The sequence below is a fragment of the Streptomyces sp. NPDC059917 genome (assembly GCF_042730635.1).
In the GTDB taxonomy this organism is placed as follows: domain Bacteria; phylum Actinomycetota; class Actinomycetes; order Streptomycetales; family Streptomycetaceae; genus Streptomyces.
In genome coordinates this window covers 1-20,606 of record NZ_JBHWLC010000100.1, presented here as the reverse complement: position 1 = coordinate 20,606, position 20,606 = coordinate 1, and the positions used below count along the sequence as shown (strand labels likewise).

At 71.6% G+C, this 20,606-nt stretch carries 18 protein-coding genes; 13 read left to right on the top strand and 5 right to left on the bottom strand.

What is annotated here, in order from left to right:
* Window positions 1–115 precede the first annotated feature (115 nt).
* From ACFWAR_RS35055 to ACFWAR_RS35005, 11 genes are read left to right on the top strand one after another with little or no spacing between them, the layout of a single operon-like run.
* Entirely contained in the window at window positions 116–1,480 is a 1,365-nt protein-coding gene (locus tag ACFWAR_RS35055) for a hypothetical protein (protein ID WP_385786365.1), read from the top strand.
* Entirely contained in the window at window positions 1,477–2,787 is a 1,311-nt protein-coding gene (locus tag ACFWAR_RS35050) for an acetyl-CoA carboxylase biotin carboxylase subunit family protein (RefSeq protein WP_385786361.1), read from the top strand. The genes ACFWAR_RS35055 and ACFWAR_RS35050 overlap by 4 nt, the downstream gene beginning before the upstream one ends.
* Before the next feature lie 10 nt (window positions 2,788–2,797).
* The gene (locus ACFWAR_RS35045) at window positions 2,798–3,571 is read left to right on the top strand and encodes a tryptophan 2,3-dioxygenase family protein (RefSeq protein ID WP_385786358.1); all 774 of its coding nucleotides are present in this window, start codon (window positions 2,798–2,800) and stop codon (window positions 3,569–3,571) included.
* On the top strand, window positions 3,568–4,830 hold the full coding sequence (locus ACFWAR_RS35040; protein WP_385786355.1) for an aminotransferase class V-fold PLP-dependent enzyme: 1,263 nt from the start codon (window positions 3,568–3,570) through the stop codon (window positions 4,828–4,830). The genes ACFWAR_RS35045 and ACFWAR_RS35040 overlap by 4 nt, the downstream gene beginning before the upstream one ends.
* Window positions 4,827–6,179 (top strand): tryptophan 2,3-dioxygenase, encoded by a 1,353-nt coding sequence (locus ACFWAR_RS35035; protein WP_385786352.1) that lies wholly within the window; start codon window positions 4,827–4,829, stop codon window positions 6,177–6,179. The genes ACFWAR_RS35040 and ACFWAR_RS35035 overlap by 4 nt, the downstream gene beginning before the upstream one ends.
* The gene (locus tag ACFWAR_RS35030) at window positions 6,176–7,840 is read left to right on the top strand and encodes an FAD-dependent monooxygenase (protein ID WP_385786349.1); all 1,665 of its coding nucleotides are present in this window, start codon (window positions 6,176–6,178) and stop codon (window positions 7,838–7,840) included. The genes ACFWAR_RS35035 and ACFWAR_RS35030 overlap by 4 nt, the downstream gene beginning before the upstream one ends.
* A gap of 46 nt (window positions 7,841–7,886) precedes the next feature.
* A complete protein-coding gene (gene ilvE / locus ACFWAR_RS35025; protein WP_385786346.1) occupies window positions 7,887–8,837 on the top strand; it encodes a branched-chain-amino-acid transaminase in 951 nt (316 codons plus the stop codon).
* Window positions 8,834–9,622: a cyclase family protein gene (locus ACFWAR_RS35020; protein WP_385786343.1), complete on the top strand. Its 789-nt coding sequence runs from the start codon at window positions 8,834–8,836 to the stop codon at window positions 9,620–9,622. The genes ilvE and ACFWAR_RS35020 overlap by 4 nt, the downstream gene beginning before the upstream one ends.
* Window positions 9,623–9,656: 34 nt before the next feature.
* Window positions 9,657–10,949 carry an MFS transporter gene (locus ACFWAR_RS35015; protein WP_385786341.1) on the top strand — a complete coding sequence of 431 codons (1,293 nt, stop codon included), beginning with the start codon at window positions 9,657–9,659 and terminating at the stop codon, window positions 10,947–10,949.
* A 30-nt stretch (window positions 10,950–10,979) separates the two neighbouring features.
* The gene (locus tag ACFWAR_RS35010; RefSeq protein ID WP_354382757.1) at window positions 10,980–11,210 is read left to right on the top strand and encodes a chorismate mutase; all 231 of its coding nucleotides are present in this window, start codon (window positions 10,980–10,982) and stop codon (window positions 11,208–11,210) included.
* Entirely contained in the window at window positions 11,207–11,716 is a 510-nt protein-coding gene (locus ACFWAR_RS35005) for a hypothetical protein (RefSeq protein ID WP_385786338.1), read from the top strand. The genes ACFWAR_RS35010 and ACFWAR_RS35005 overlap by 4 nt, the downstream gene beginning before the upstream one ends.
* On the opposite strand, the gene ACFWAR_RS35000 is transcribed toward ACFWAR_RS35005, so the two are convergent.
* Window positions 11,694–12,809: a LuxR C-terminal-related transcriptional regulator gene (locus tag ACFWAR_RS35000; RefSeq protein ID WP_385786335.1), complete on the bottom strand. Its 1,116-nt coding sequence runs from the start codon at window positions 12,807–12,809 to the stop codon at window positions 11,694–11,696. The genes ACFWAR_RS35005 and ACFWAR_RS35000 overlap by 23 nt on opposite strands.
* A gap of 202 nt (window positions 12,810–13,011) precedes the next feature.
* Here ACFWAR_RS35000 and ACFWAR_RS34995 point away from each other — a divergent pair, with 202 nt between their 5' ends.
* Window positions 13,012–13,185 carry a hypothetical protein gene (locus tag ACFWAR_RS34995; RefSeq protein WP_385786333.1) on the top strand — a complete coding sequence of 58 codons (174 nt, stop codon included), beginning with the start codon at window positions 13,012–13,014 and terminating at the stop codon, window positions 13,183–13,185.
* A gap of 125 nt (window positions 13,186–13,310) precedes the next feature.
* Here the strand turns inward: ACFWAR_RS34995 and tuf are convergent, their stop codons facing one another.
* The 4 genes from tuf to rpsL all read right to left on the bottom strand — a co-directional run bounded on the left by tuf (window position 13,311) and on the right by rpsL (window position 17,666).
* Complete coding sequence (tuf, locus tag ACFWAR_RS34990; protein ID WP_354382754.1) at window positions 13,311–14,504, bottom strand: elongation factor Tu; 1,194 nt, start codon at window positions 14,502–14,504, stop codon at window positions 13,311–13,313.
* 148 nt (window positions 14,505–14,652) lie between these two features.
* Window positions 14,653–16,782 (bottom strand): elongation factor G, encoded by a 2,130-nt coding sequence (gene fusA / locus ACFWAR_RS34985; RefSeq protein WP_385786329.1) that lies wholly within the window; start codon window positions 16,780–16,782, stop codon window positions 14,653–14,655.
* 39 nt (window positions 16,783–16,821) lie between these two features.
* The gene (gene rpsG, locus ACFWAR_RS34980; protein ID WP_330332013.1) at window positions 16,822–17,292 is read right to left on the bottom strand and encodes a 30S ribosomal protein S7; all 471 of its coding nucleotides are present in this window, start codon (window positions 17,290–17,292) and stop codon (window positions 16,822–16,824) included.
* A gap of 2 nt (window positions 17,293–17,294) precedes the next feature.
* Window positions 17,295–17,666 carry a 30S ribosomal protein S12 gene (gene rpsL, locus ACFWAR_RS34975; RefSeq protein WP_007265893.1) on the bottom strand — a complete coding sequence of 124 codons (372 nt, stop codon included), beginning with the start codon at window positions 17,664–17,666 and terminating at the stop codon, window positions 17,295–17,297.
* A 406-nt stretch (window positions 17,667–18,072) separates the two neighbouring features.
* On the opposite strand from rpsL, the gene ACFWAR_RS34970 reads away from it, so the two are divergent.
* Window positions 18,073–20,559, top strand: a complete 2,487-nt coding sequence (locus ACFWAR_RS34970; RefSeq protein WP_385786325.1) for a YfhO family protein — start codon at window positions 18,073–18,075, stop codon at window positions 20,557–20,559.
* The last annotated feature ends 47 nt before the right edge of the window (window positions 20,560–20,606 follow it).

The window sequence follows — 20,606 nt, the reverse complement described above, 5'->3', positions numbered from 1 at the left end:
CCGTCGATTTCCGCATTTCCGTCTCTTCCCGCATTCCGCGCCGCCGCGCATTCGGCGGCTTCCCCTTCGTGCCGTGATCCGGCATGCCCCGATCCGGCAGAAATGGAGACCGCCCATGGAGGGTTCCGTCACCGGCCGCTACGTCGAGGAGACCCGGCGCCCGGACGGCGAGCTGCGCACGCTCACCGCTCGCGCCGCCGTCCCCGCCGCCTACGCCAAGACCTACGGGCACGTCCTGCTGCCCCGGCCCGTCTTCGTCTCCGAGCGCGAGATCGGTGCCTTCGCCGACGACCTCGCCGCCCTCTTCCGCATCCTCGTCTCGCTGCCGGAGCGCTGCTACGACGGCGACCTCGACCGCTACGGCGCGGCCATCGGCCTGCCGCCCGAACTCGTCGAGGTGATGCGCGAGGGCGCAGGCGGCGACCCGCTGCTCTACGCCCGCGCCGACGCCTTCCACGACGGCACCGGCTTCCGCCTGCTGGAGCTGAACGTCGGCAGCGAACTGGGCGGCATCGACAGCGCCCAGCTCAACCGCGCCTTCCTCGACGTCCCGGCCTTCCGCGCCTTCGCCGAGCGGCACCGGCTGGGCCACACCGACACCATGGCGGAGCTGGTCACCGAGCTGTACGCCGCGGCGGCCGCCCGGACCGGAGCCGACCCGCTCACCGGCGCACCGGCCGTGGCCCTGCTGGAGGCGCCCGGCGCGCTCGGCGAGCACGACGGGGTCTTCCTCTCCATCCAGGAGGACCTGCGCGGCCACGGCATCGACCTCCGGCTCGGGGAGGTCCAGGAGCTCACCGAGGGGCCGGACGGCAGGCTGCACCTGCACGGCCGCCCGCTCGACGTGATCCTGCGCTTCTTCGCCGCGGGCCAGATCGCCGGCGACCCGGCCGCCCGGGCCGCGCTCCGCCTGGTCAACCGGGCCCACGCGCAGGGGCGTACCGCCCTGTTCACCCCGCTCGAAGGGGCCCTGTTCACCAGCAAGGCCGCCCTCGGCCTGCTGCACCGCCCGGCCGTGCGCGCCGAGCTGACCGGGGCCGAGCTGGAGCTGGTCGACCGGGTGCTGCCGCGGACCTGGGTGCTGGGGGCCGAGGGGTGCGAAGACGCCCTGGAGCACGCCCGTACGCACCGCGCCTCGCTCGTGCTCAAGCCCGGCATCGGCTACAGCGCCGACGGCGTGGTCATCGGCCGGGACGTCGACGACGCGGCGTGGGCGGCGGCCCTGGAGGCGACCGCCCTGCGCGACTACGTGGCGCAGGAGCTGGTCGTACCGGCGCTGGAGCCCGCCCTCGACCCGGACACCGGCCAAGTCGGCGAATGGGTCGCGAACTGGGGGATCTTCGTCACCCCGCGGGGGTACGGCGGCGCCTTCGTCCGCGCCCTCCAGCCGCGGGACGGCTCGGTCATCACCTACGCGAACCCCGGCACCCGCGGCACCTGCGTATTCACCCACCCGGAAGACGAGGAGACCCGGACATGAGCACGGGAACCAACGCCGAAGCGGACGCGGACGTCACCCGCGCACCCGCCGCACACCGGCCGCACGTCGTCGTCATCAACCGCTGGCGCGAGCGGTACGCGGAATTCACCCGCTACATCGACCACGCCGCGCACCGCGTGAGTTACGTGAGCACCGAGGTCGGCACCGGTTCCGTGCCCGCCGAGGCCCACGAGGTCGTCCTGGTCCCCGCGACCGACGACCTGGAGCGGGTCCGCGCCGAGGTGCGCGCCCTGGCCGCCCGGCACGGTGCGCCCGCCGCGATCGTCGCCCTCAAGGAGGACGACCTGCTCGTCGGGGCCGCGCTGCGCGAGGAGTGGGACGTACCCGGCCCGCGCCAGGCCTCGCAGATCGTCTTCCGCGACAAGTACGTGATGTGCCGCGCGGTCGCCGACGCGGGCCTGGACGTACCGGACTTCGCCGCCGCCGCCGACGCGGCCGCCGTCCGCGTCTTCGGCGACGACACCGGCTGGCCCGTCATCGTCAAGCCGCGCACCGGCAGCTCCAGCTCCGGCGTGGTGCGGGTGGACGGCCCCGAACAGGTCGCCGGGCTCGACCTGGACAGCGAGCCGATGCTGGTGCAGGCCTTCGTCGACGCCCCGATCTCGCACGTGGACGGGGTCTTCGACGGCGAACGGCTGCTCGCCTGGCGGGCCTCGCGCTACCTCAACACCTGCCTGGGCTTCCGCGACGGGAACCACCTCGGCTCCGTCGAGATCGACGATCCCGAGGTCAACGCGGCCGTGGAGCGGGCGGCCACCGCCTTCCTCGGCGCGCTCTCCCCCGGCCGGGCCACCGTCTTCCACCTCGAAGTCTTCATCGACCGGGACGCGGACGGCCGCCCCCACTGCCGCTTCCTGGAATGCGGCGCACGGGTCGGCGGCGCCGAGATCGCCTTCCTCTGGCGCGAGGTGCACGGCTACGACCTGATGCACGCCGCCTGGCAGCTCCAGCTGGACCTGCCGCTGCCGCCCGTCCCGGCGGCGGCCGCCGCTCCGCACGCCGCCGACGAGGTGGCCGGCTGGATGCTCGTGCCCGCCCCGGCCGAACGGCCGTGCCGCATCACGGAGTCGACCTCCATGACCGGCCGCGCCCTCGGACCGTACGCCGAGGTCGTGCTGCACCCGGGCGAGGTGCTGCCCGACGCGGACGCCTACTACGAGCACGTCGGCGGCAGGTTCCGCTTCCGCGCCGCGACCGGCGCCGAGGCCGAGGCCGCCATCACCGCCACCGCCAAGGACTTCCGGGTGCGCGCCGAGCCGCTCGCCCTGTCCACCACCACCGCCTGACAGGAGCACCGTGGCCAAGGACTATTCGGTTCCCGTACTCGACGGAGAAGGGGACAACGACTACACGCGCTACATGCGGACCGACACGCTGCTGTCGCTCCAGCGCCGCCCCGAGGACATGGTCCACCGGGACGAGATGCTCTTCCAGGTCGTCCACCAGTCGACCGAACTGTGGCTCAAGCTCGCCTGCCACGAGGTCGAGGAGGCCACCCGGCAGATCGACGCGGGGCAGCTCGACACCGCCGCCCGACTGCTCGGCCGCGCCTCGCTGAGCGCGCGGATGACCGCCGACCAGCTGGAGATGATGCGGCAGCTGGCCCCCTGGGACTTCCAGATCATCCGTACCGTCCTCGGGCACGGTTCGGGCTTCGAATCCCCCGGCTGGAAGGCCGCCCGGCTGGTCAGCCAGGACCTGGAGAAGGCGTTCCGGCGGCTGACCGAGGCCCGCGGCACCGACCTCGTCGAGGTCTACCGCAGCGGCCAGGACACCCCGGAGTACCGGCTCTGCGAGGCGCTCATCGACTGGGACGAGCGCATCTCGCTGTGGCGCACCCAGCACTACAAGATGGCCACCCGGGTCATCGGCCACTCCGTGGTCGGCACCAAGGGCGCGCCGGTGGAGTTCCTGGCCAAGCTGATCGGGCACAAGTTCTTCCCGCAGCTGTGGGAGCTGCGCACCGAGCTGACGCTGAGCGGTCCGATGGGCGAGGACGAGCCGGCCCCCGAGTACGCCGAGTACCTGGAGGGCGCCGCGCCGTCGGCCTGCCCGATGGGCCCGGCGTGAGCCCCGGCACCACGGGCACCGCCGGTGTCGTAGACACCACCCGCACCACCGGCACTACTGGCACCACCGGCACCACGGCCGCCGCCTTCCGGCGGGCCTTCCCGATGCTGGAGCGGACGGTCCACCTGGCCAGTTGCAGCCTCGGCGCCCGGTCCGACGCGGTGGACGCCTCCCTGGAGCGCATGCAGGAGGCCATCGGCGCGCGCGGGGCGCCCTGGGACCGGTTCGAAGGGGAGGTGCACGAGGCCCGGGAGAACATCGCCGCCCTGATCGGCGCGAGCCCGGACCAGATCGCGATCCTGCCCAACGCCTCCGTCGGCGCCTACCAGGTGGTCTCCACCCTGTCCCTGGAGACGCCCCGGACCGAGATCGTCACCACGGTCGAGGAGTTCCCCTCCATCGCGCACGTCTGGCTCGCCCAGCGACCGCGCGGCGCCCGGGTCCGCTTCACCGGGGACCGGGAGGGCGGGCGGGTCACCACGGCCGACTACACGGCCGTCCTCGGCCCCGGCACCGCTCTGGTCTCGGTGCCGATGTCCACCTACCAGTACGCCGAGCGGCCCCCGGTGGCGGAGATCGTCGGGGCCGGCCGCGAGGCCGGGGCGCTGACCTTCGTCGACGCCTACCAGGCCGTGGGCGTGATGCCGGTGGACGTCACCGAGATCGGCTGCGACTACCTGGTCGCGGGGACGATGAAGTACCTCGCCGGCCTGCCCGGCCTGGCCTTCCTCTACGCCCGCGCCGGTCTGACCACCGACCGGGAGCCGCGGCTCACGGGCTGGTTCGGGCGGGTCGAGCCGATGGCCTTCGACCCGCAGCGGCTCGACTTCCCGGCCGTCGCCCGCCGCTTCGAGACCGGCACCCCGGCCGTGCCCGCGGTCTACGCCGCCAACGCCGCCTTCGGCCTGTTCGACGGCGTCGACTGGGCCGACGTACGACGCCACGTCGGCGCCCTGGTCGAGCTCGCCGCACGGACCCTGACCGCCCAGGGCGAGCGGGTCCGCCGGGCCCGGACGCCCGAAGCGCAGGGCGCCCACCTCGCGCTGTACGACGTCGACCCGCCCTCCCTGTCCGGATGGCTGGCGACGCGGGGCATCGCGGTCAGCCCGCGCGGCCCCGTCGTGCGCCTGTCCTTCCACTACTACAACTCCGCGGCCGACGTGGAGGCCCTGTGCCAGGCGGTGCGCGCCTTCCGCGCACTCACCGGACCCGCCCTTCCCGTCCCCGTCCCGCTCCCGAAGGTGAGACCCCCAGAGTGAAAGAGCTGACCGACTGGCTGGTCGATCCCGTACCCAGCCGGTTCCCCTACCCCGCCGTGCTCCAGGAGTTCCACCTCGTCGGCAAGCACTTCGTGTCCGACGGGACCCTGAAGTCCCTGGCCCTGGCCCGCGAACGGCTCGCCCAGCAGGCACCCTCGGGCACGGACGCGACCGGCGTCGCCGACGCCGCGCAGCGCCTGCTCCTGGACCGGTTCCTGGACACCGCGCTCGACAAGTGGGACGGGCGCTACGACTACCCCACCTACACCTCGCTCGGCGTGCTGGGCCTGCCCACCGCCGACGACGGCCCCGAGGCCGCCGCCGCGGCCCGGGTGACCCGGGACCGGCTGACCGTCCAACTCCTGGCCGACCTGCTGCGGTTCGAGCTGGCCGCCGTCGAGGGGCGCACCGCGTGGCTGCCCGAGATGCGGCCCGACGCCCGGATGGTGGACAAGCGCCACCGGCTCGCGGTCCGCGTGGCCCGGCCCGCCCTGGAGCGGCTCGGCCTCGGGGACCGGCTCACCGCCGCCGACCCGGCCGGGCAGGCCGCCCAGCTGTGGGCGCTGGCCGAGGGCGAACTGCTGGACGGGCACGAGCGCCAGGTGCTGCGGCTCAGCATGCTGCCGGTCTACGTGTCGCACGACGAGCACATGTTCATCCGGGTGCTCCAGACCTTCGAGACGACCTTCGCGCTGCTGGCGCTGAGCATCCGTACGGCCATCGGCCACCTCGACGGCGCCCGCACCGAGGAGGCCGCGGCCCACCTGGCGGTCGCCGAGAGCGCGCTCGCCGAATCGGCCCCGCTCTTCTCGCTGCTGGCGACGATGCAGGTCGAGTCGTTCCGGGTGTTCCGCGACTTCACCGAGGGCGCCAGCGCGATCCAGTCCCGCAACTACAAGCTGGTCGAGTCGCTGTGCCGGGTCCCGGACCAGGACCGGCTCGACTCCCCCGCCTACCGCTCCACCCCCGAGGTGCGCGAGCGGATCCTGGCCGGGCAGCAGACCCTCGACGAGGCCTGCGCCGCCGCCCTGGGGGACCCGCGCTCCACGGCCGCCGACCGCGAGGTGCTGACCGCCTCGATGCTCGGCTTCGCCGGGGCGCTGCGCCGCTGGCGCCAGACCCACTACCGGATCGCCGTGCGGATGCTCGGCACCCGCTCGGGCACCGGCGCCACCGAGGGCACCCCGTACCTCAGCTCCGTGCGCAAGATCCCGGTCTTCCGCAGCGTCGCGGAGGAGCCGGACACCGATGCCCGGGACACCCCCGGCAACCTCTCGGCGGACCGCCCCACCGGCCTGCCCACCGCTCTCCCCACCGGCCACCCGAACGAAGGCGAAGCAGCAGCATGAACAGCGACCAGATCCCCGTGGGCATCGTCGGCGCCGGCCCCGTCGGCATGGCCCTCGCCGCCCGGCTGGCCTCCTTCGGCATCCCCTCCGTGCTCTTCGAGCGCGACCCCGAGCTGCGCAAGCAGGGCTCCAAGGCCTGCCTGATCCAGGGCGACGTGCTGGAGGTGCTCGACAAGTTCGGGTGCGCCGAGACCATCGGCGCCGAGGGCGTCACCTGGACCACCGCCCGCACCTACGTGCGCGGCAAGGAGATCCGCGCCGCCGAGTACACCCGCCGGATCGGCTACGGCCCCTTCGTCAACATCTCGCAGTTCCGCATCGAGCAGCTGCTGCTGGAGAAGATCGAGTCCGAGCCCCTCGCCGAGGTCCGTTGGGCGCACGAGATCACCGACGCCGTGCAGGACGCCGACGGGGTCACCGTCACCGCCGACACCCCCGACGGCCCGCGCACCCACACCTGCCGCTACCTCGTCGCCTGCGACGGCGTGCGCAGCCCCATGCGGGCGCTCACCGGCGTCGCCTGGACCGGCTACAGCCACCAGGACCGCTTCCTGATCACCGACCTGAAGGTGAAGCTGCCGCTCGCCAAGGAGCGCCACTTCCACTACGACCCGCCCTTCAACCCGGGCCGCCAGCTGGTCATGCACCCGCAGCCCAACGACATCTGGCGCATCGACTGGCAGCTCGCCCCGAACACCGACATCGAGGCCGAGCGCGCCGACGGCCGCTTCGACCAGCGGGTGCGCGCGGTGATCGGCGACGTGGACTACGAGATCGACTGGCTGTCCACCTACCGCTTCCACCAGCGCGTGGTGGAGAACTTCCGGATCGGCCGGATCTTCTTCGCGGGCGACTCCGCCCACTCCCTGCCGCCGTACGGCTCCCGCGGCATGAACAGCGGCATCCAGGACGCCGACAACCTCGCCTGGAAGCTCGCCCTCGTGATGCGCGGCCAGGCCGACGACGCCCTGCTCGACACCTACCACGACGAGCGCTACGCCGCCGCGAAGGAGAACCTGGCGGTCACCGAGGCGACCATCAAGTTCATGGTGCCGCCGAACCTGCTGCGCCGCACCGTCCGCAAGGTGCTGCTGACCCTCTCCCGGCCCTTCCAGGGCGCCCGCGACAAGGTCAACAGCGGCAAGATGGCCGAGCCGCACACCTACGTCGACTCCCCCGTCGTCGAGTCCGCGCTGCGCCACCCGCTCCTGGGCTCCTTCGCCCCGGACGCCCGGATCTCCGCGCCCGGCGCCGCCCGCCTGCGCGAGCTGTACGGCGCCGGCTTCACCGGCCTGTACTTCGCCCCGGACCGGGAGACCGCCCGCGCCTTCGCCGAGCGCGCGCTCGCCGACACCCGCGGCCTGGACGCCGACCTGATCGTGGTCCTGCGCGAGGGCGAACTGGCCGTACCGGCCGCCGGCCCCGCCGACGACATGCCCGCGGGCGTGACCGTACTGCGCGACCGCGACAACGTGCTGCGCGCCGCCTACCTGGCCACCGAGGGCACCTGCCTGGTCGTCCGCCCCGACGGCCACCTGGGCGCGCTGGCCGACGCCGACCGCCCGGAGCGCTACGGCGACACGCTCGCCCGCTGCGCGCTGGCCACGGCCGCCACCGCCGCGGACACCGCCGCCGACGTCCGGGTCCCGGTCGGCGTCTGACCGCCGCGCACCGCCCCCATCTTCCTTCTCCCCGCAGGAGCACCCCATGACCGTCCCCCAACTCCCCACCCACGGCTGGCTCAACGGCGCCGTCGTCGACTGGGAGAACTGCACCGTCCACGCCCGCTCGCAGGGCGCCTTCTGGGGCGCCAACGTCTTCGAGGGCCTGCGCGCCTACCGCCGCCCCGACCGCTCGGGCCTCGCGGTCTTCCGCATCGACGAGCACCTCGCCCGGCTGCGCCGCTCCATGAAGGCGCTGCGCATGGAGATCCCCTTCACCGACGAGCAGCTCAAGCAGGGCGTGCTCGACGTGCTGAAGGCCAACGCCTTCGAGGAGGACGCGCACATCTGCGTCGTCTCGTACTTCAACATGGGCCCGAACGGCGACCCGCTCAGCCACACCGACGACGCCGGCGCCCACATCACCACCACCCGCGCCCCGCGCGGCCGCGGCTTCGACGGCGGGCTCTCCGCGACCATCTCGTCCTGGCGCCGGATCAGCGACGACAGCATGCCGCCGCGCATCAAGGCCGGTGCGAACTACCACAACAGCCGGCTCGCCCACCACGAAGCCGTGCGCAACGGCTACGACACCACGCTCCTGCTCAACCAGCGCGGCACCGTCTCCGAAGCGCCCGGCTCCTGCGTCGTGATGCTGCGCGACGGCAAGCTCGTCACCCCGCCCGGGACCAGCGGCGTGCTCGAGGGCATCACCGTCGCCACCCTCGGCGAGCTGGCCGCGAACGAGCTGGGCATCCCGATGGAGCGCCGCGAGATCGACCGCACCGAGCTGTACACCGCCGACGAGATCTTCGTCGCGGGCACCCTCGCCGAGGTCGCCCCGGTCACCACCATCGACCGGATCCCGGTCGGCGACGGCGCGCCCGGCGTGACCACCCGCAAGCTCCAGGAGCTCTACGACGCGGTGGTGCGCGACCAGCACCCCGACTACCGGCACTGGAACACGATCGTCCACACGACGGAGACCTCCGCATGAGCACCGCCGCCACCGCCACCGCCCTCGCGCCGCTGCTGGGCGCCCTCCTCGACGGCTCCGTCGAGGTCGTCGACCTCACCTCGCCGCTGTCCGAGCAGACCCCGCTGATCCAGCTCCCGCCGGAGCGCGGCCAGCCCTGGCCGTTCGCGCGCGAGGTCATCAGCCACTACGACGAGGCCGGACCGACCGTCTACTGGAACAACATCCGCCTCTCGGAGCACACCGGCACCCACTTCGACGCACCGGTCCACTGGCTCACGGGCCGTGAGCTCGACGACGTCTCCCAGGTGCCGCCGCAGCGCCTGGTCGGCCCCGCCGCCGTGCTCGACTTCTCCGCCGAAGCCGCCGCCGACCCCGACTTCCTGCTCCAGCGCCACCACGTGGAGGCCTGGCAGCAGGAGCACGGCGACCTCCCGGCGGGCGGCTGGCTGCTCTACCGCACCGGCTGGGAGGCCCGCCAGGGCGACCAGGACACCTTCCTCAACGCCCGGCACACCCCCGGCATCGCCCCGGACTGCGCCCGCTGGCTCGCCGAGGAGACCGAGGTCATCGGCATCGGCGTGGAGACGGTCGGCACCGACGCCGGACTCGCCGGCGAGTTCGAGGACCAGCCCTACCCCTGCCACTGGTACTTCCACGGCGCCGACAAGTACGGCATCACCCAGCTGCGCAACCTGCACCGGCTGCCCGCCCAGGGCGCCGTGCTGATCGCCGCGCCGCTGCCCATCGTCGGCGGATCGGGCAGCCCCGCCCGCATCCTCGCCCTCGTACCCGCCGCCGCCTGACCGTCCCCCGTTCCCGCCGCCCCGGAAGGCACCCATGAGTCCGACGCCCGACGCACTGGCCGCGCTCCGCCGCAGGTCGGTCAACCGCATCCTGGTCCTGCACGGCCTGTCGTCCTTCTGCTACGGCATGGTCTTCCCCTTCATCGGGATCCACCTGGCCGCCCGGCCGCGGATCGGGACCGCCGGGGTCGCCGTCTACTACGGCGCCAGCGGCCTGGCCAACCTCGCCGTGTCCCTGCTGCTCACCGCCGCGGTCGTCCGCGTCCCCCGGCACCTGCTCGCCGTCCTCGGCCTGCTCCTGTGGGTCGGCTGCTTCGGGGTGCTGACCGGCGCCACGACCCTGACCGCGGCGGGCGCGGCCGCCGTGCTCGGCGGCGCGGGCCAGGGCGCCTTCATGGCCGCGATCATCCCGATCGTGAACTCCCTCGTGCCGCCCGAGGAACGGCGCGCGGTCTTCGCCCGCCGCTACCAGATCCTCAACGCCACGCTGGCGGGCGGCTCCCTGGTGGCCGGCCTGTTCCTCGCCGCATTCTCCCGGGAGGCCATCACCTGGCTGCTGCTGGTGAACGCCGCCGGATACCTGCCGGTCGCCCTCGTCCTGGTCCTGGCCCGCAAGGTCCCCGGGATCGCGGAATCCGCGGCGGCCGACCCCACCCCCGAGGGCGCGCTCCCCGCGGCCCCGGCGCCCGCCCCCGCCTTCGGCACCGGCATGCTCGTGCGCGCCTCGCTGACCGCCGCCCTGTTCCAGTTCGGCGCGTACCTCTTCGGCTTCAGCCAGTTCGAGGCCACCGCCCCGCTCGTCGCCGACCAGCTCATGGGCACCGGCATCGGCTGGATCTCGGTGATGCTCACCGTCAACGTCGTGGTGATCGTGGCCTGCCAGCGCCCGCTCGGGAAGCTGCTGGAGAAGACCTCCGAGGAACGCGGACTGCGCCTCGCCGTGGCCCTGTGGGTGATCGGCTTCCTCTGCGCCGGGGTGAGCGCCTTCGGCCCCGGGCCCGTCCAGCTCACCGGGCTGATCCTCTACTCCGCCTTCTTCGGCCTCGGCGAGTGCGCCTACTCGTGCTCCTTCCACCCCTGGCTGATCTCCAAGGTGCCCGACCGCGAGCTGACCCGGGCCAGCGCCCTGTGCAACTCGATGATGGGCATCGGCATGTTCTTCGGCCCCTCCGCGGGCATCGCGCTCATCGGCCTCGGCGACCCGCTCTGGGTCTGGCTGCCGCTGGCCGCCCTGTGCGCCCTCGTCGCCCTCACCACCCTGCGCCGCAGCTCCCGTACCGCCCCCGCCGCCGACTCCGGCGCCGCCGCGCTCGTACCGGCCGGCTGACCCCCCGTGACCACCACAACGGAGAACCCCATGCAGCCCGACGACATCGCCGTCCTCGACCAGCAGATCATCCACCTCGTCGGCCGGCGCGCCGAGGCCGCCCGCGCGCGCACCCGCGCCCGCGTCACCTCCGGCGGCGCCCGGACCTCCCTGACCGAGGAGAACGTGGTCATCGACCGCTACCAGGAGGAATTCGGCCGCCCCGGGGTCAACCTGGCCCTGCTGCTCCTCGGCCTCCCGGACCGGCTGCCCCGGCGGTGACCGCCGTCCGGTGCTACGTCTACGCCCGCACGCCCGGCGCGGGACCGGGCGCCCCGGCCGGCCCCTGGCGAGTGGGCGTCCTGCCCGGCGGCACGCACGCCCTGCCGCACGCCCCGCTGACCGCCGCGGCCGACCCGGCCGCGGCGGCGGCCGCCCTGGTCCGGGAGCTGACCGGCCGGGTCCCCCGGCTCGTCGCCCCGCCGGTGCCCCCGCTGGAGGGGGCCGGGGCCGCCTGGTGGACCCGGTCGCCGCACGGGGGCCCGTACGCGCGCGAACACGAGTACGTGATGGTCCTGCCGGGCCCGCCGCCGCCCGGCCTGGACTGGCTGGCCCCGACGCCCGAGCGGCCGCTGCTCCGGGACGAGAACCTCCGGCTCGCCGCGGCGCTCGGCTCCGTCCTGGAAACCCTGCTCGCCGGGCGCACCGACCCCGCGGTCATGCGGGCCATGACCTTCGGCCACAGCCGCCGCGACGTGGGCCCGCCTAGGCCCCGGGCCCAGTGGTGACGGGGGCCGCGCCCTCCGCGACCGCGCCCTCCGCGACCGCACCGCCCCCGGCGCCGCCCGCCCGGGACTCGCCGTCGAGCACCACGCCCGCCTCCTCCAGGCCGACCAGGTAGCCGATCTGGAAGCGGCTCTTCGCGTCGAGGGAGCGCATGATCTCCGCGACGTGCCGCTGCACGGTCCGCACCGACATCCCGAGCCTGCGCGAGATGGCCTTGTCGTCCAGGCCCTCGGTCAGCAGCCGCACGATCGAGTGCCGCAGGTCCTCGGAGACCTGCTTAGCCCACTCGCGGTCGAAGCTCACGGGGAAGGGGTCCGCCGCCCGCCACGCCGTCTCGAACGAGGTCACCATGAAGGCGACCAGGTTGGGCTCGTAGACCACCAGGGCGTGCGCCGAGTTCCCCTGCACGCTGATCACCGCCGCCCGGCGGTCGTAGATCAGCATCCGGTCCGGGCCGTCGGCCAGGGTGCGCACCTCCGCGCCGCGCTCCATCATCCACTCGGCGAACTCCACCGTGTGCTGGCTGTAGCGGGCCGGGTGCTGGTAGATCGACCGGCTGCTCACCCCGCGTTCGAGCAGCCGCGCCATGCTGCCGCGCGCCTTCTTCAGCGCCTCGGGGTCCCGCGCGCCGCCCGGCTGCACGTGCAGCGCCTCGGTCTGGCAGCTGTCCGTCAGCCCGTCGATCAGCCGTCGTACGTCGTCCAGGTCGGTCAGCAGTTCCACGGCCTTGCGCTGCTGGCGCTGCTGACCCTGCTGGTAGCAGGGCCCCAGGGTGGCGAAGGAGGTGCGGATGCGCTCCACCGCTTCGGCCTGCCGGCGGATCCTGCGCTCCATCGGCCACAGCAGCTGACCGGCCGCGAACTGCGGGGAGACCACCGCCAGCCGGTTCTCGTGGTCCGCGTCCCGGCGCAGCAGCCGCAGCGCCTCCAACTGCTCGACGGCCGCCTGGAGCTCCAGCTCGCCGAGCCCGAGCGGACCCGCCACCTCCTCCGGGGTGAAGGAGGGCAGACCGGCCACGAACTCGTAGAGCCGCAACCCGTCGGGCGTCAGCTCCGCCGGCGGAACCTCAGCGGCTCCGTTTTCGCCGTACTCCATCGACTTCGCCACCCTTCGTGTTTGCGACAGACGTGAATACCGCAGGTCAAGGGGGGTCCCGTGCGGCTCCTGCGGGCGGCAAGCTACTCGAAGACAAGCCAGCCGGCCATCCGGGGAACATTCAAAACTGGCTGATCAGCGCCGTATGTCGACCGGCAATCTGATGCTGTTCTGACCTCTCAGCATGAAAAGGACCCACACAATGCAGTCGATCTCTGCCCGAATCGCCCTGCTCATCTCCGGTGTAGCCGCGGCGCTGGCCATCATTATCGGCCAGTCTCCTATGGATTCCAGCACCGGGCAGAACGTCGCCGGCGACAACGGCTGGTCCGCCCCGGTGAAGGCGGCCACCACCTTCGACAACGGCTGGTCGTAGCGGGACGCCCCGGGGCACGCCCCCCGGGAAACGCCGAGGGGCCCTTCCCCGTCGCTCTCGCGACGGGGAAGGGCCCCTCAGTGCATGGTGCTCCGCAGAGCTACCAGGTCGGATCAGGCCTGAAATCAGGCGTTGATCTTGGTGACCTGGCCGGCGCCGACGGTCCGGCCACCCTCACGGATGGCGAACTTCAGGCCCTCTTCCATGGCGACCGGCTGGATCAGCGCGACGGTCATCTCGGTGTTGTCACCGGGCATGACCATCTCGGTGCCCTCGGGGAGGGTCACGACGCCCGTAACGTCCGTGGTACGGAAGTAGAACTGCGGGCGGTAGTTGTTGAAGAACGGGGTGTGACGGCCACCCTCGTCCTTCGACAGGATGTAGGCCTGAGCCTCGAACTCCTTGTGCGGGGTGACCGAGCCGGGCTTGATGATGACCTGGCCGCGCTCGACGTCCTCGCGCTTGATGCCGCGGAGGAGCAGACCGACGTTCTCGCCCGCCTGGCCCTCGTCGAGGAGCTTGCGGAACATCTCGATACCGGTGACCGTGGTGGTGGTCTTGGTCTCCTTGATACCGATGATGTCGACGGTCTCGTTGACCTTCAGGACACCACGCTCGATACGACCGGTGACGACGGTGCCACGACCGGTGATCGTGAAGACGTCCTCGACGGGCATGAGGAACGGCATCTCGGTGTCACGCGGCGGGGTCGGGATCGCCTCGTCGACGGCGTCCATCAGGCCGAGGAGCTTGTCGCCCCACTCCTTGTCGCCCTCGAGCGCCTTGAGCGCGGAGACCTGGACGACCGGAAGGTCGTCGCCCGGGAACTCGTACTCGGAGAGGAGCTCGCGGACCTCGAGCTCGACGAGCTCCAGGATCTCCTCGTCGTCCACCATGTCGGCCTTGTTCAGGGCGACGACGATGTACGGAACGCCGACCTGGCGGGCCAGGAGCACGTGCTCCTTGGTCTGCGGCATCGGGCCGTCGGTGGCGGCGACCACGAGGATCGCGCCGTCCATCTGCGCGGCACCGGTGATCATGTTCTTGATGTAGTCCGCGTGACCCGGGCAGTCGACGTGGGCGTAGTGACGCGCCTCGGTCTGGTACTCGACGTGCGCGATGGAGATGGTGATACCGCGCTGACGCTCTTCAGGAGCCTTGTCGATCTGATCGAAGGCCGAAGCCGCGTTCAGGTCCGGGTACTTGTCGTGCAGCACCTTGGTAATGGCGGCCGTGAGGGTCGTCTTACCGTGGTCAATGTGACCGATGGTGCCGATGTTGACGTGCGGCTTAGTCCGCTCGAACTTCGCCTTCGCCACGGGGTCCTCCTGGAGAGTGGTTCTGTACGCCTTACAGATTGGCGCCAGGTGATCTTTGCTGGAAAGCCGGTACCCCGGGGCAACGGGAGGGTTGCTCCTGTTGCCCCTGAGGCTCCGGTGACAAGCCTAAAGCGTGTACTCGGAAGAGTTACTCGCCCTTGGCCTTCGCGATGATCTCCTCAGCGACGTTCCGGGGAACCTCGGCGTAGGAGTCGAACTGCATCGAGTAGCTGGCGCGACCCGAGGTCTTGCTGCGGAGGTCTCCGACGTAGCCGAACATCTCCGAGAGGGGCACGAGGCCCTTCACGAGGCGAGCACCGTGACGCTCCTCCATGGCCTGGATCTGGCCACGGCGGGAGTTGATGTCACCGATGACATCGCCCATGGACTCTTCGGGCGTGGTGACCTCAACGGACATCATCGGCTCGAGGAGCACGGGGGACGCCTTGCGCGCGGCCTCCTTGAAGGCCTGCGAACCGGCGATCTTGAAGGCGAGCTCCGAGGAGTCGACCTCGTGGTAGCCACCGTCGAGAAGGATGACGCGGACGCCAGTCATCTCGTAGCCGGCCAGGATGCCGAACTGCATGGCTTCCTGCGCACCCGCGTCGACCGAGGGGATGTACTCCCTCGGGATGCGGCCACCGGTGACCTTGTTCACGAACTCGTACGCCGGACCGTCGGCCTCGAGGATCGGCTCGATCGCGATCTGCACCTTGGCGAACTGACCGGTACCACCGGTCTGCTTCTTGTGGGTGTAGTCGTGACGCTCGACGGTCTTGCGGATCGTCTCGCGGTAAGCGACCTGCGGCTTGCCGACGTTGGCCTCGACCTTGAACTCGCGCTTCATACGGTCGACCAGCACCTCGAGGTGCAGCTCGCCCATACCGCCGAGGATGGTCTGGCCGGTCTCTTCGTCCGAGTGCACGTGGAAGGAGGGGTCCTCCTCCGCCAGGGACTGGATGGCGACACCCAGCTTCTCCTGGTCGCCCTTGGACTTCGGCTCGATGGCGACCTGGATGACCGGAGCCGGGAAGTCCATGGACTCCAGGATCACGGGGGCCTTGTCGTCACACAGCGTCTCACCGGTCGTGGTCTGCTTGAGACCCATGACGGCGACGATGTCACCGGCGCCCACCGCGGCGATCTCTTCACGCTTGTTCGCGTGCATGCGGTAGATCTTGCCGATGCGCTCCTTCTTGCCCTTGACGGAGTTCAGCACCGAGGTGCCGGCCTCCAGGCGGCCCGAGTAAACCCGGACGAAGGTGAGCTTGCCGAGGTGCGGGTCGCGCATGATCTTGAACGCCAGCGCCGAGAGGGGCTCCTCGTCGGACGGCTTGCGCTTCACGACGACCTCGGCGTCCTTGACGTCGTGGCCTTCGATGGCCTCGACGTCCAGGGGCGACGGCAGGTAGCGGACGACGGCGTCGAGCAGGGGCTGAACGCCCTTGTTCTTGAACGCCGTGCCACAGAACACCGCGGTGATGGTGGCGCCACCCTCACCCTTGGAACCGATGATGATGCGGCGCACAGCGGCGTGCAGCTGCTCGACCGAGGGCTCGACGCCCTCGAGGAACAGCTCCATGATCTGGTCGTCGTTCTCGGCGACCGTCTCCACCAGCTTGGCGTGCCACTCAGCGGCGGCTTCCTTGTGGGTGTCCGGGATGTCGACGATGTCGTACATCTCGCCCTTGGTCGCCTCGGCGGACCAGACGAACGCCTTCATGGTGACCAGGTCGACAACGCCCTGGAAGTCCATCTCGGCGCCGATGGGGAGCTGCATGACGATCGGAACCGCACCGAGGCGGTCCTTGATCATGTCGACGCAGCGGTGGAACTCGGCGCCGGTGCGGTCGAGCTTGTTGACGAAGCAGATGCGCGGGACGCCGTAGCGGTCCGCCTGACGCCAAACGGTCTCGGACTGCGGCTCGACGCCGGCCACACCGTCGAACACGGTGACGGCGCCGTCGAGGACGCGGAGCGAACGCTCCACCTCGACGGTGAAGTCGACGTGACCCGGGGTGTCGATGATGTTGATGGTGTGGTCAACATCTTCGAGCGGCCAGTGACAGGTGGTGGCAGCAGACGTGATGGTGATACCACGCTCCTGCTCCTGCTCCATCCAGTCCATCGTGGCGGCGCCGTCGTGGACCTCACCGATCTTGTACGACACACCGGTGTAGAACAGGATGCGCTCGGTGGTGGTCGTCTTGCCCGCGTCGATGTGGGCCATGATGCCGATGTTGCGCACCTTGGCCAGGTCAAGCGAAGTGGTAGCCATATCGGCTCAGTCTTCTCTCGGTCTCGATGTGGGTTCGGACTACCAGCGGTAGTGCGCGAAGGCCTTGTTGGACTCGGCCATCTTGTGCGTGTCCTCGCGCTTCTTGACGGCAGCGCCAAGACCGTTGGAGGCGTCCAGCAGCTCGTTCATGAGGCGCTCGGTCATCGTCTTCTCGCGGCGGGCGCGGGAGTAACCCACGAGCCAGCGCAGCGCGAGGGTCGACTGACGACCCGGCTTGACCTCGATCGGCACCTGGTAGGTGGCGCCACCGACGCGGCGGGACTTGACCTCGAGGGACGGCTTGACGTTCTCGAGCGCGCGCTTCAGCGTGATGACCGGGTCGTTGCCGGTCTTCTCGCGGAGGCCTTCCATGGCGCCGTAGACGATGCGCTCGGCGGTGGAGCGCTTGCCGTTCAGGAGGATCTTGTTGATGAGCGACGTCACCAGGGGAGAACCGTAGACCGGGTCGATGATGACCGGGCGCTTCGGGGCGGGGCCCTTACGAGGCATTTCTACTTCTCCTTCTTGGCGCCGTAGCGGCTGCGGGCCTGCTTGCGGTTCTTGACAGCCTGGGTGTCAAGCGCACCGCGGATGATCTTGTAACGAACACCCGGCAGGTCCTTCACACGGCCACCACGCACGAGCACGATCGAGTGCTCCTGCAGGTTGTGTCCCTCACCCGGAATGTAGGCCGTGACCTCGATGCCGGAGGTCAGACGCACACGCGCGACCTTACGGAGCGCCGAGTTCGGCTTCTTCGGGGTGGTCGTGAACACACGCGTGCAGACGCCGCGACGCTGGGGCGAAGCCTCAAGCGCGGGGGTCTTTGTCTTCTCGACCTTGTCCTGCCGGCCCTTACGGACCAGCTGCTGGATCGTAGGCACTACTTCTCCGGTTTCTGTGTGCCGTGTAGTGAAGCTAACCTGGAACATTTGCCGACCCACGCGGTCGGGTGTGTCGTACCCGCTCAGCCCCCGCTCAGCGCGGAGACCCTACGGATAACGGTGGCCAGTGCGGCTCGCGTGCGGTTGGTGGACACGCACGGGAGCCCAGGCACACCCCAGGCACAAGGTCTGAGCGTACCTACCGCATTCACTCCGGTCAAAACAAATGCCCCCGCCGGGTCGACCGCCCCCGGGGGCCCGGCCCACGGCCGCTTAAACTACCCGAAACGATCCAGCATACCGATCATCGAACAGCGCGCGACCCGGCGCCGGCCCCGGTGGCCCCCGCGGACGCACGGCGCACCGACCGGCATCGGCGAGCATCAGGAGCAAGACATTGGGCACCGTGGCATCGGAGCGGTCGACGGTCGGCGATCCGCCCCCAGAGCCCGCACGGCCCGCCCGCCGGCGCCTGCGGCTGGTCCTGCGGCGGCTGTACGCGCCCCTGCTCGCCTTCTTCGTCACCTCGGCCGCGTTCTGCTCGGCCTGGGCGCTGCGCGGGAGCTACCCCTTCGGCAACACCGGGCGGGCGCTGAACGACCAGGCCAACCAGTACGTGCCCTTCCACCGCGCGCTCTGGGACCTGGTCCACGGGCAGGCCGCCGGTGACCTGCTCTTCACCTGGCGCGGCGGCTTCGGGCAGCAGTTCCTGTCCGACTACTACACCTACCTCGGCAACCCGATCTCCTGGCTGACCGTGCTGGTCCCGCGGGCCCGCGTCGACCTCGCGGTCTTCCTGGTCACCCCGCTCACCATGGGGCTCGCCGCGGCCCTGATGGCCGTCTACCTCGGCAAGCTGGTTCCCGGCCCGTGGTGGCAGCGCGGGGTGCTGGGCGCCTGCTACGGCCTGTGCGGATGGGCGGTGAGCGACGCCTCGTACATCCCCATGTGGCTGTGGGGCCTGGTGGCGCTGCCCATGCTCGGGATCGCCGTCGAATGGTGCCTGGAGCAGCGGCGCTGGCCCTCGGTCGCCCTCCTCGTCGCGCTGGCCTGGTACGGCAACTTCTACACCGCGATGATGGCGACGATGGCGGCCTGCGTGCTGCTCGCCGTCCGTCTCATCACCCGGGACATGGAGTCCGGTGCGCGGCTGCGGGCCGTGTGGCGCGCGGCCACCGCCGCGGCGGTGGGCATCATGCTCACCCTTCCGCTGCTGCTGCCGTCCTTCCTCTCCAGCGGCGCGGCGCAGCCCACCGACGCCTCCTCCTTCCACCCGCAGCGCATCGAGGTCTTCCTCAGCGGGATGCTGCCCGCGACCCACCTGTGGGGCGGCCGGCCCCGGCTCTACATCGCCTCGCTCGGGCTGATCCTGGCCGGGTCCTTCCTGCTCAACACCGCCGTCGCCAAGCGCACCCGGCTGGTGTGGGGCGCCGCGATCGTGCTGGTGGCGGCCTCGTTCCAGTTCCCGCCGACCCAGTACCTGTGGCACGGCCTGGCCGTCCCGAACGGCAACCCGTACCGCGAGGCCTTCGTCTTCAGCGGGATGCTGGTGGTGCTGGCCTGGCTGGCCCTCGCCCACCGCCCGCGCCCGCTGCACCTGGCGCTCAGCGCGGCCCTGCTGGTCGTCGCCACCTTCGTCCTGCGCCACACCAACGACTTCGGCGGCGCCACCTGGGCCGCGGTCCTCGGCGGCGGGGGCGTCTCGCTGCTCGCGCTGCTGCTCCTGGTGACCAGCGGCAAGCGGCGCTACCTCGTGCCCGTCGCCGCCGTCCTCATGGTGGGCGTCGTCTTCGCGGAATCGACCCTGGCCGCGGTGAACGCCGACGAACGCCGGGCCCGCGAACGCTGGGCCGCGCCCGCAGCGACCTCGAACCGGTCGATCACCCACCACTTCGACGCCGTCCGCGACGTGGACGGCTGGCCCGCCTACCGGACGGACTCCGGCGCGCCGCAGACCGCGTACAACGACGCCCTCGCCCTGCGGGCCGAGGGTCCGCAGTACTACAGCAGCTACCTCCCCGAGGCCACGTACAAGGCCCTCGAACCCCTCGGCTTCGGCTACAAGAACGACGGCCGCACCTTCTTCGGCGCCGACAACCCGGTCCTCGACGCGATCTTCTCGATCGGCGCCCGGGTCCGCCCGGGCGACGCCCCGAACAGCTGGACGGCCGCCCGCTTCCCGGCCCCGCCCCTGGTGACCGTGCGCAGCGCCCCCTTCACCTCGCCCAACCCGGCCGACAGCGTGTACGCGCACCAGGAGGACGTACTGGGCGCCGCCGTCTACGACGTCCCGAAGGTCACCCGCACGGGCCCGGACACCGCACAGACGTACACCGCCCGCTGCACGCCCGGCTCCGAGCTGTACTGGTACTCCCCCGCGCTCTACGGCACCGTCGTCAGCGACGGCGCCCGGCGCCCGATCGAGGACAAGCTCTCCGGGGTCATGAAGCTCGGCGCGGTCCCGGCCTCCGGCACGGTCGCGGTGACGGTGGAGACCCGCTCCCAGGGCGCCGCCCCCGAGCACCCCGTCGGCTGCCTCGACCGCGGCCGCCTCGACGCGGCCGTCGCCCACCTGAAGGCCACCGGGGCCACGAAGGTCACCACCAGCGGCCACGGCATCGAGGCCACCCTCCCCCGCGGCGCCTCCGGCACGGCGGTCTTCGCGATGACCGACGTCCCCGGCTGGCAGTGCACCGCGGGCGGCACCGCCACCACCCCGACCTCCCACCACGGTCTGCTCGCCCTCCCGGTGACCCCGACAACCGGCACCCTCGCGTGCAGCTTCACCCCCCGCGGCCTCACCCCGGGCCTCGCCGCCGGCGCCCTGGCCCTCCTGGCCCTCACCTCGGTAACGATCGCCTCCCTCCGCCGCCGCCGCTCGGGCGCCGCGTAGGAGGGACGCACCCACGCCGAAGGGGGGCGCCGCCGGACGTCCGGCGG

Coding starts and splice junctions, on each gene's coding strand:
- ACFWAR_RS35000 (WP_385786335.1), bottom strand. CDS start 12,809: ATGGAGTACGGCGAAAACGGAGCCGCTGAGGTTCCGCCGGCGGAGCTG.
- ACFWAR_RS35050 (WP_385786361.1), top strand. CDS start 1,477: ATGAGCACGGGAACCAACGCCGAAGCGGACGCGGACGTCACCCGCGCA.
- ACFWAR_RS35055 (WP_385786365.1), top strand. CDS start 116: ATGGAGGGTTCCGTCACCGGCCGCTACGTCGAGGAGACCCGGCGCCCG.
- ilvE (WP_385786346.1), top strand. CDS start 7,887: ATGACCGTCCCCCAACTCCCCACCCACGGCTGGCTCAACGGCGCCGTC.
- ACFWAR_RS34995 (WP_385786333.1), top strand. CDS start 13,012: ATGCAGTCGATCTCTGCCCGAATCGCCCTGCTCATCTCCGGTGTAGCC.
- rpsG (WP_330332013.1), bottom strand. CDS start 17,292: ATGCCTCGTAAGGGCCCCGCCCCGAAGCGCCCGGTCATCATCGACCCG.
- ACFWAR_RS35015 (WP_385786341.1), top strand. CDS start 9,657: ATGAGTCCGACGCCCGACGCACTGGCCGCGCTCCGCCGCAGGTCGGTC.
- ACFWAR_RS35030 (WP_385786349.1), top strand. CDS start 6,176: ATGAACAGCGACCAGATCCCCGTGGGCATCGTCGGCGCCGGCCCCGTC.
- ACFWAR_RS35010 (WP_354382757.1), top strand. CDS start 10,980: ATGCAGCCCGACGACATCGCCGTCCTCGACCAGCAGATCATCCACCTC.
- ACFWAR_RS35020 (WP_385786343.1), top strand. CDS start 8,834: ATGAGCACCGCCGCCACCGCCACCGCCCTCGCGCCGCTGCTGGGCGCC.
- fusA (WP_385786329.1), bottom strand. CDS start 16,782: ATGGCTACCACTTCGCTTGACCTGGCCAAGGTGCGCAACATCGGCATC.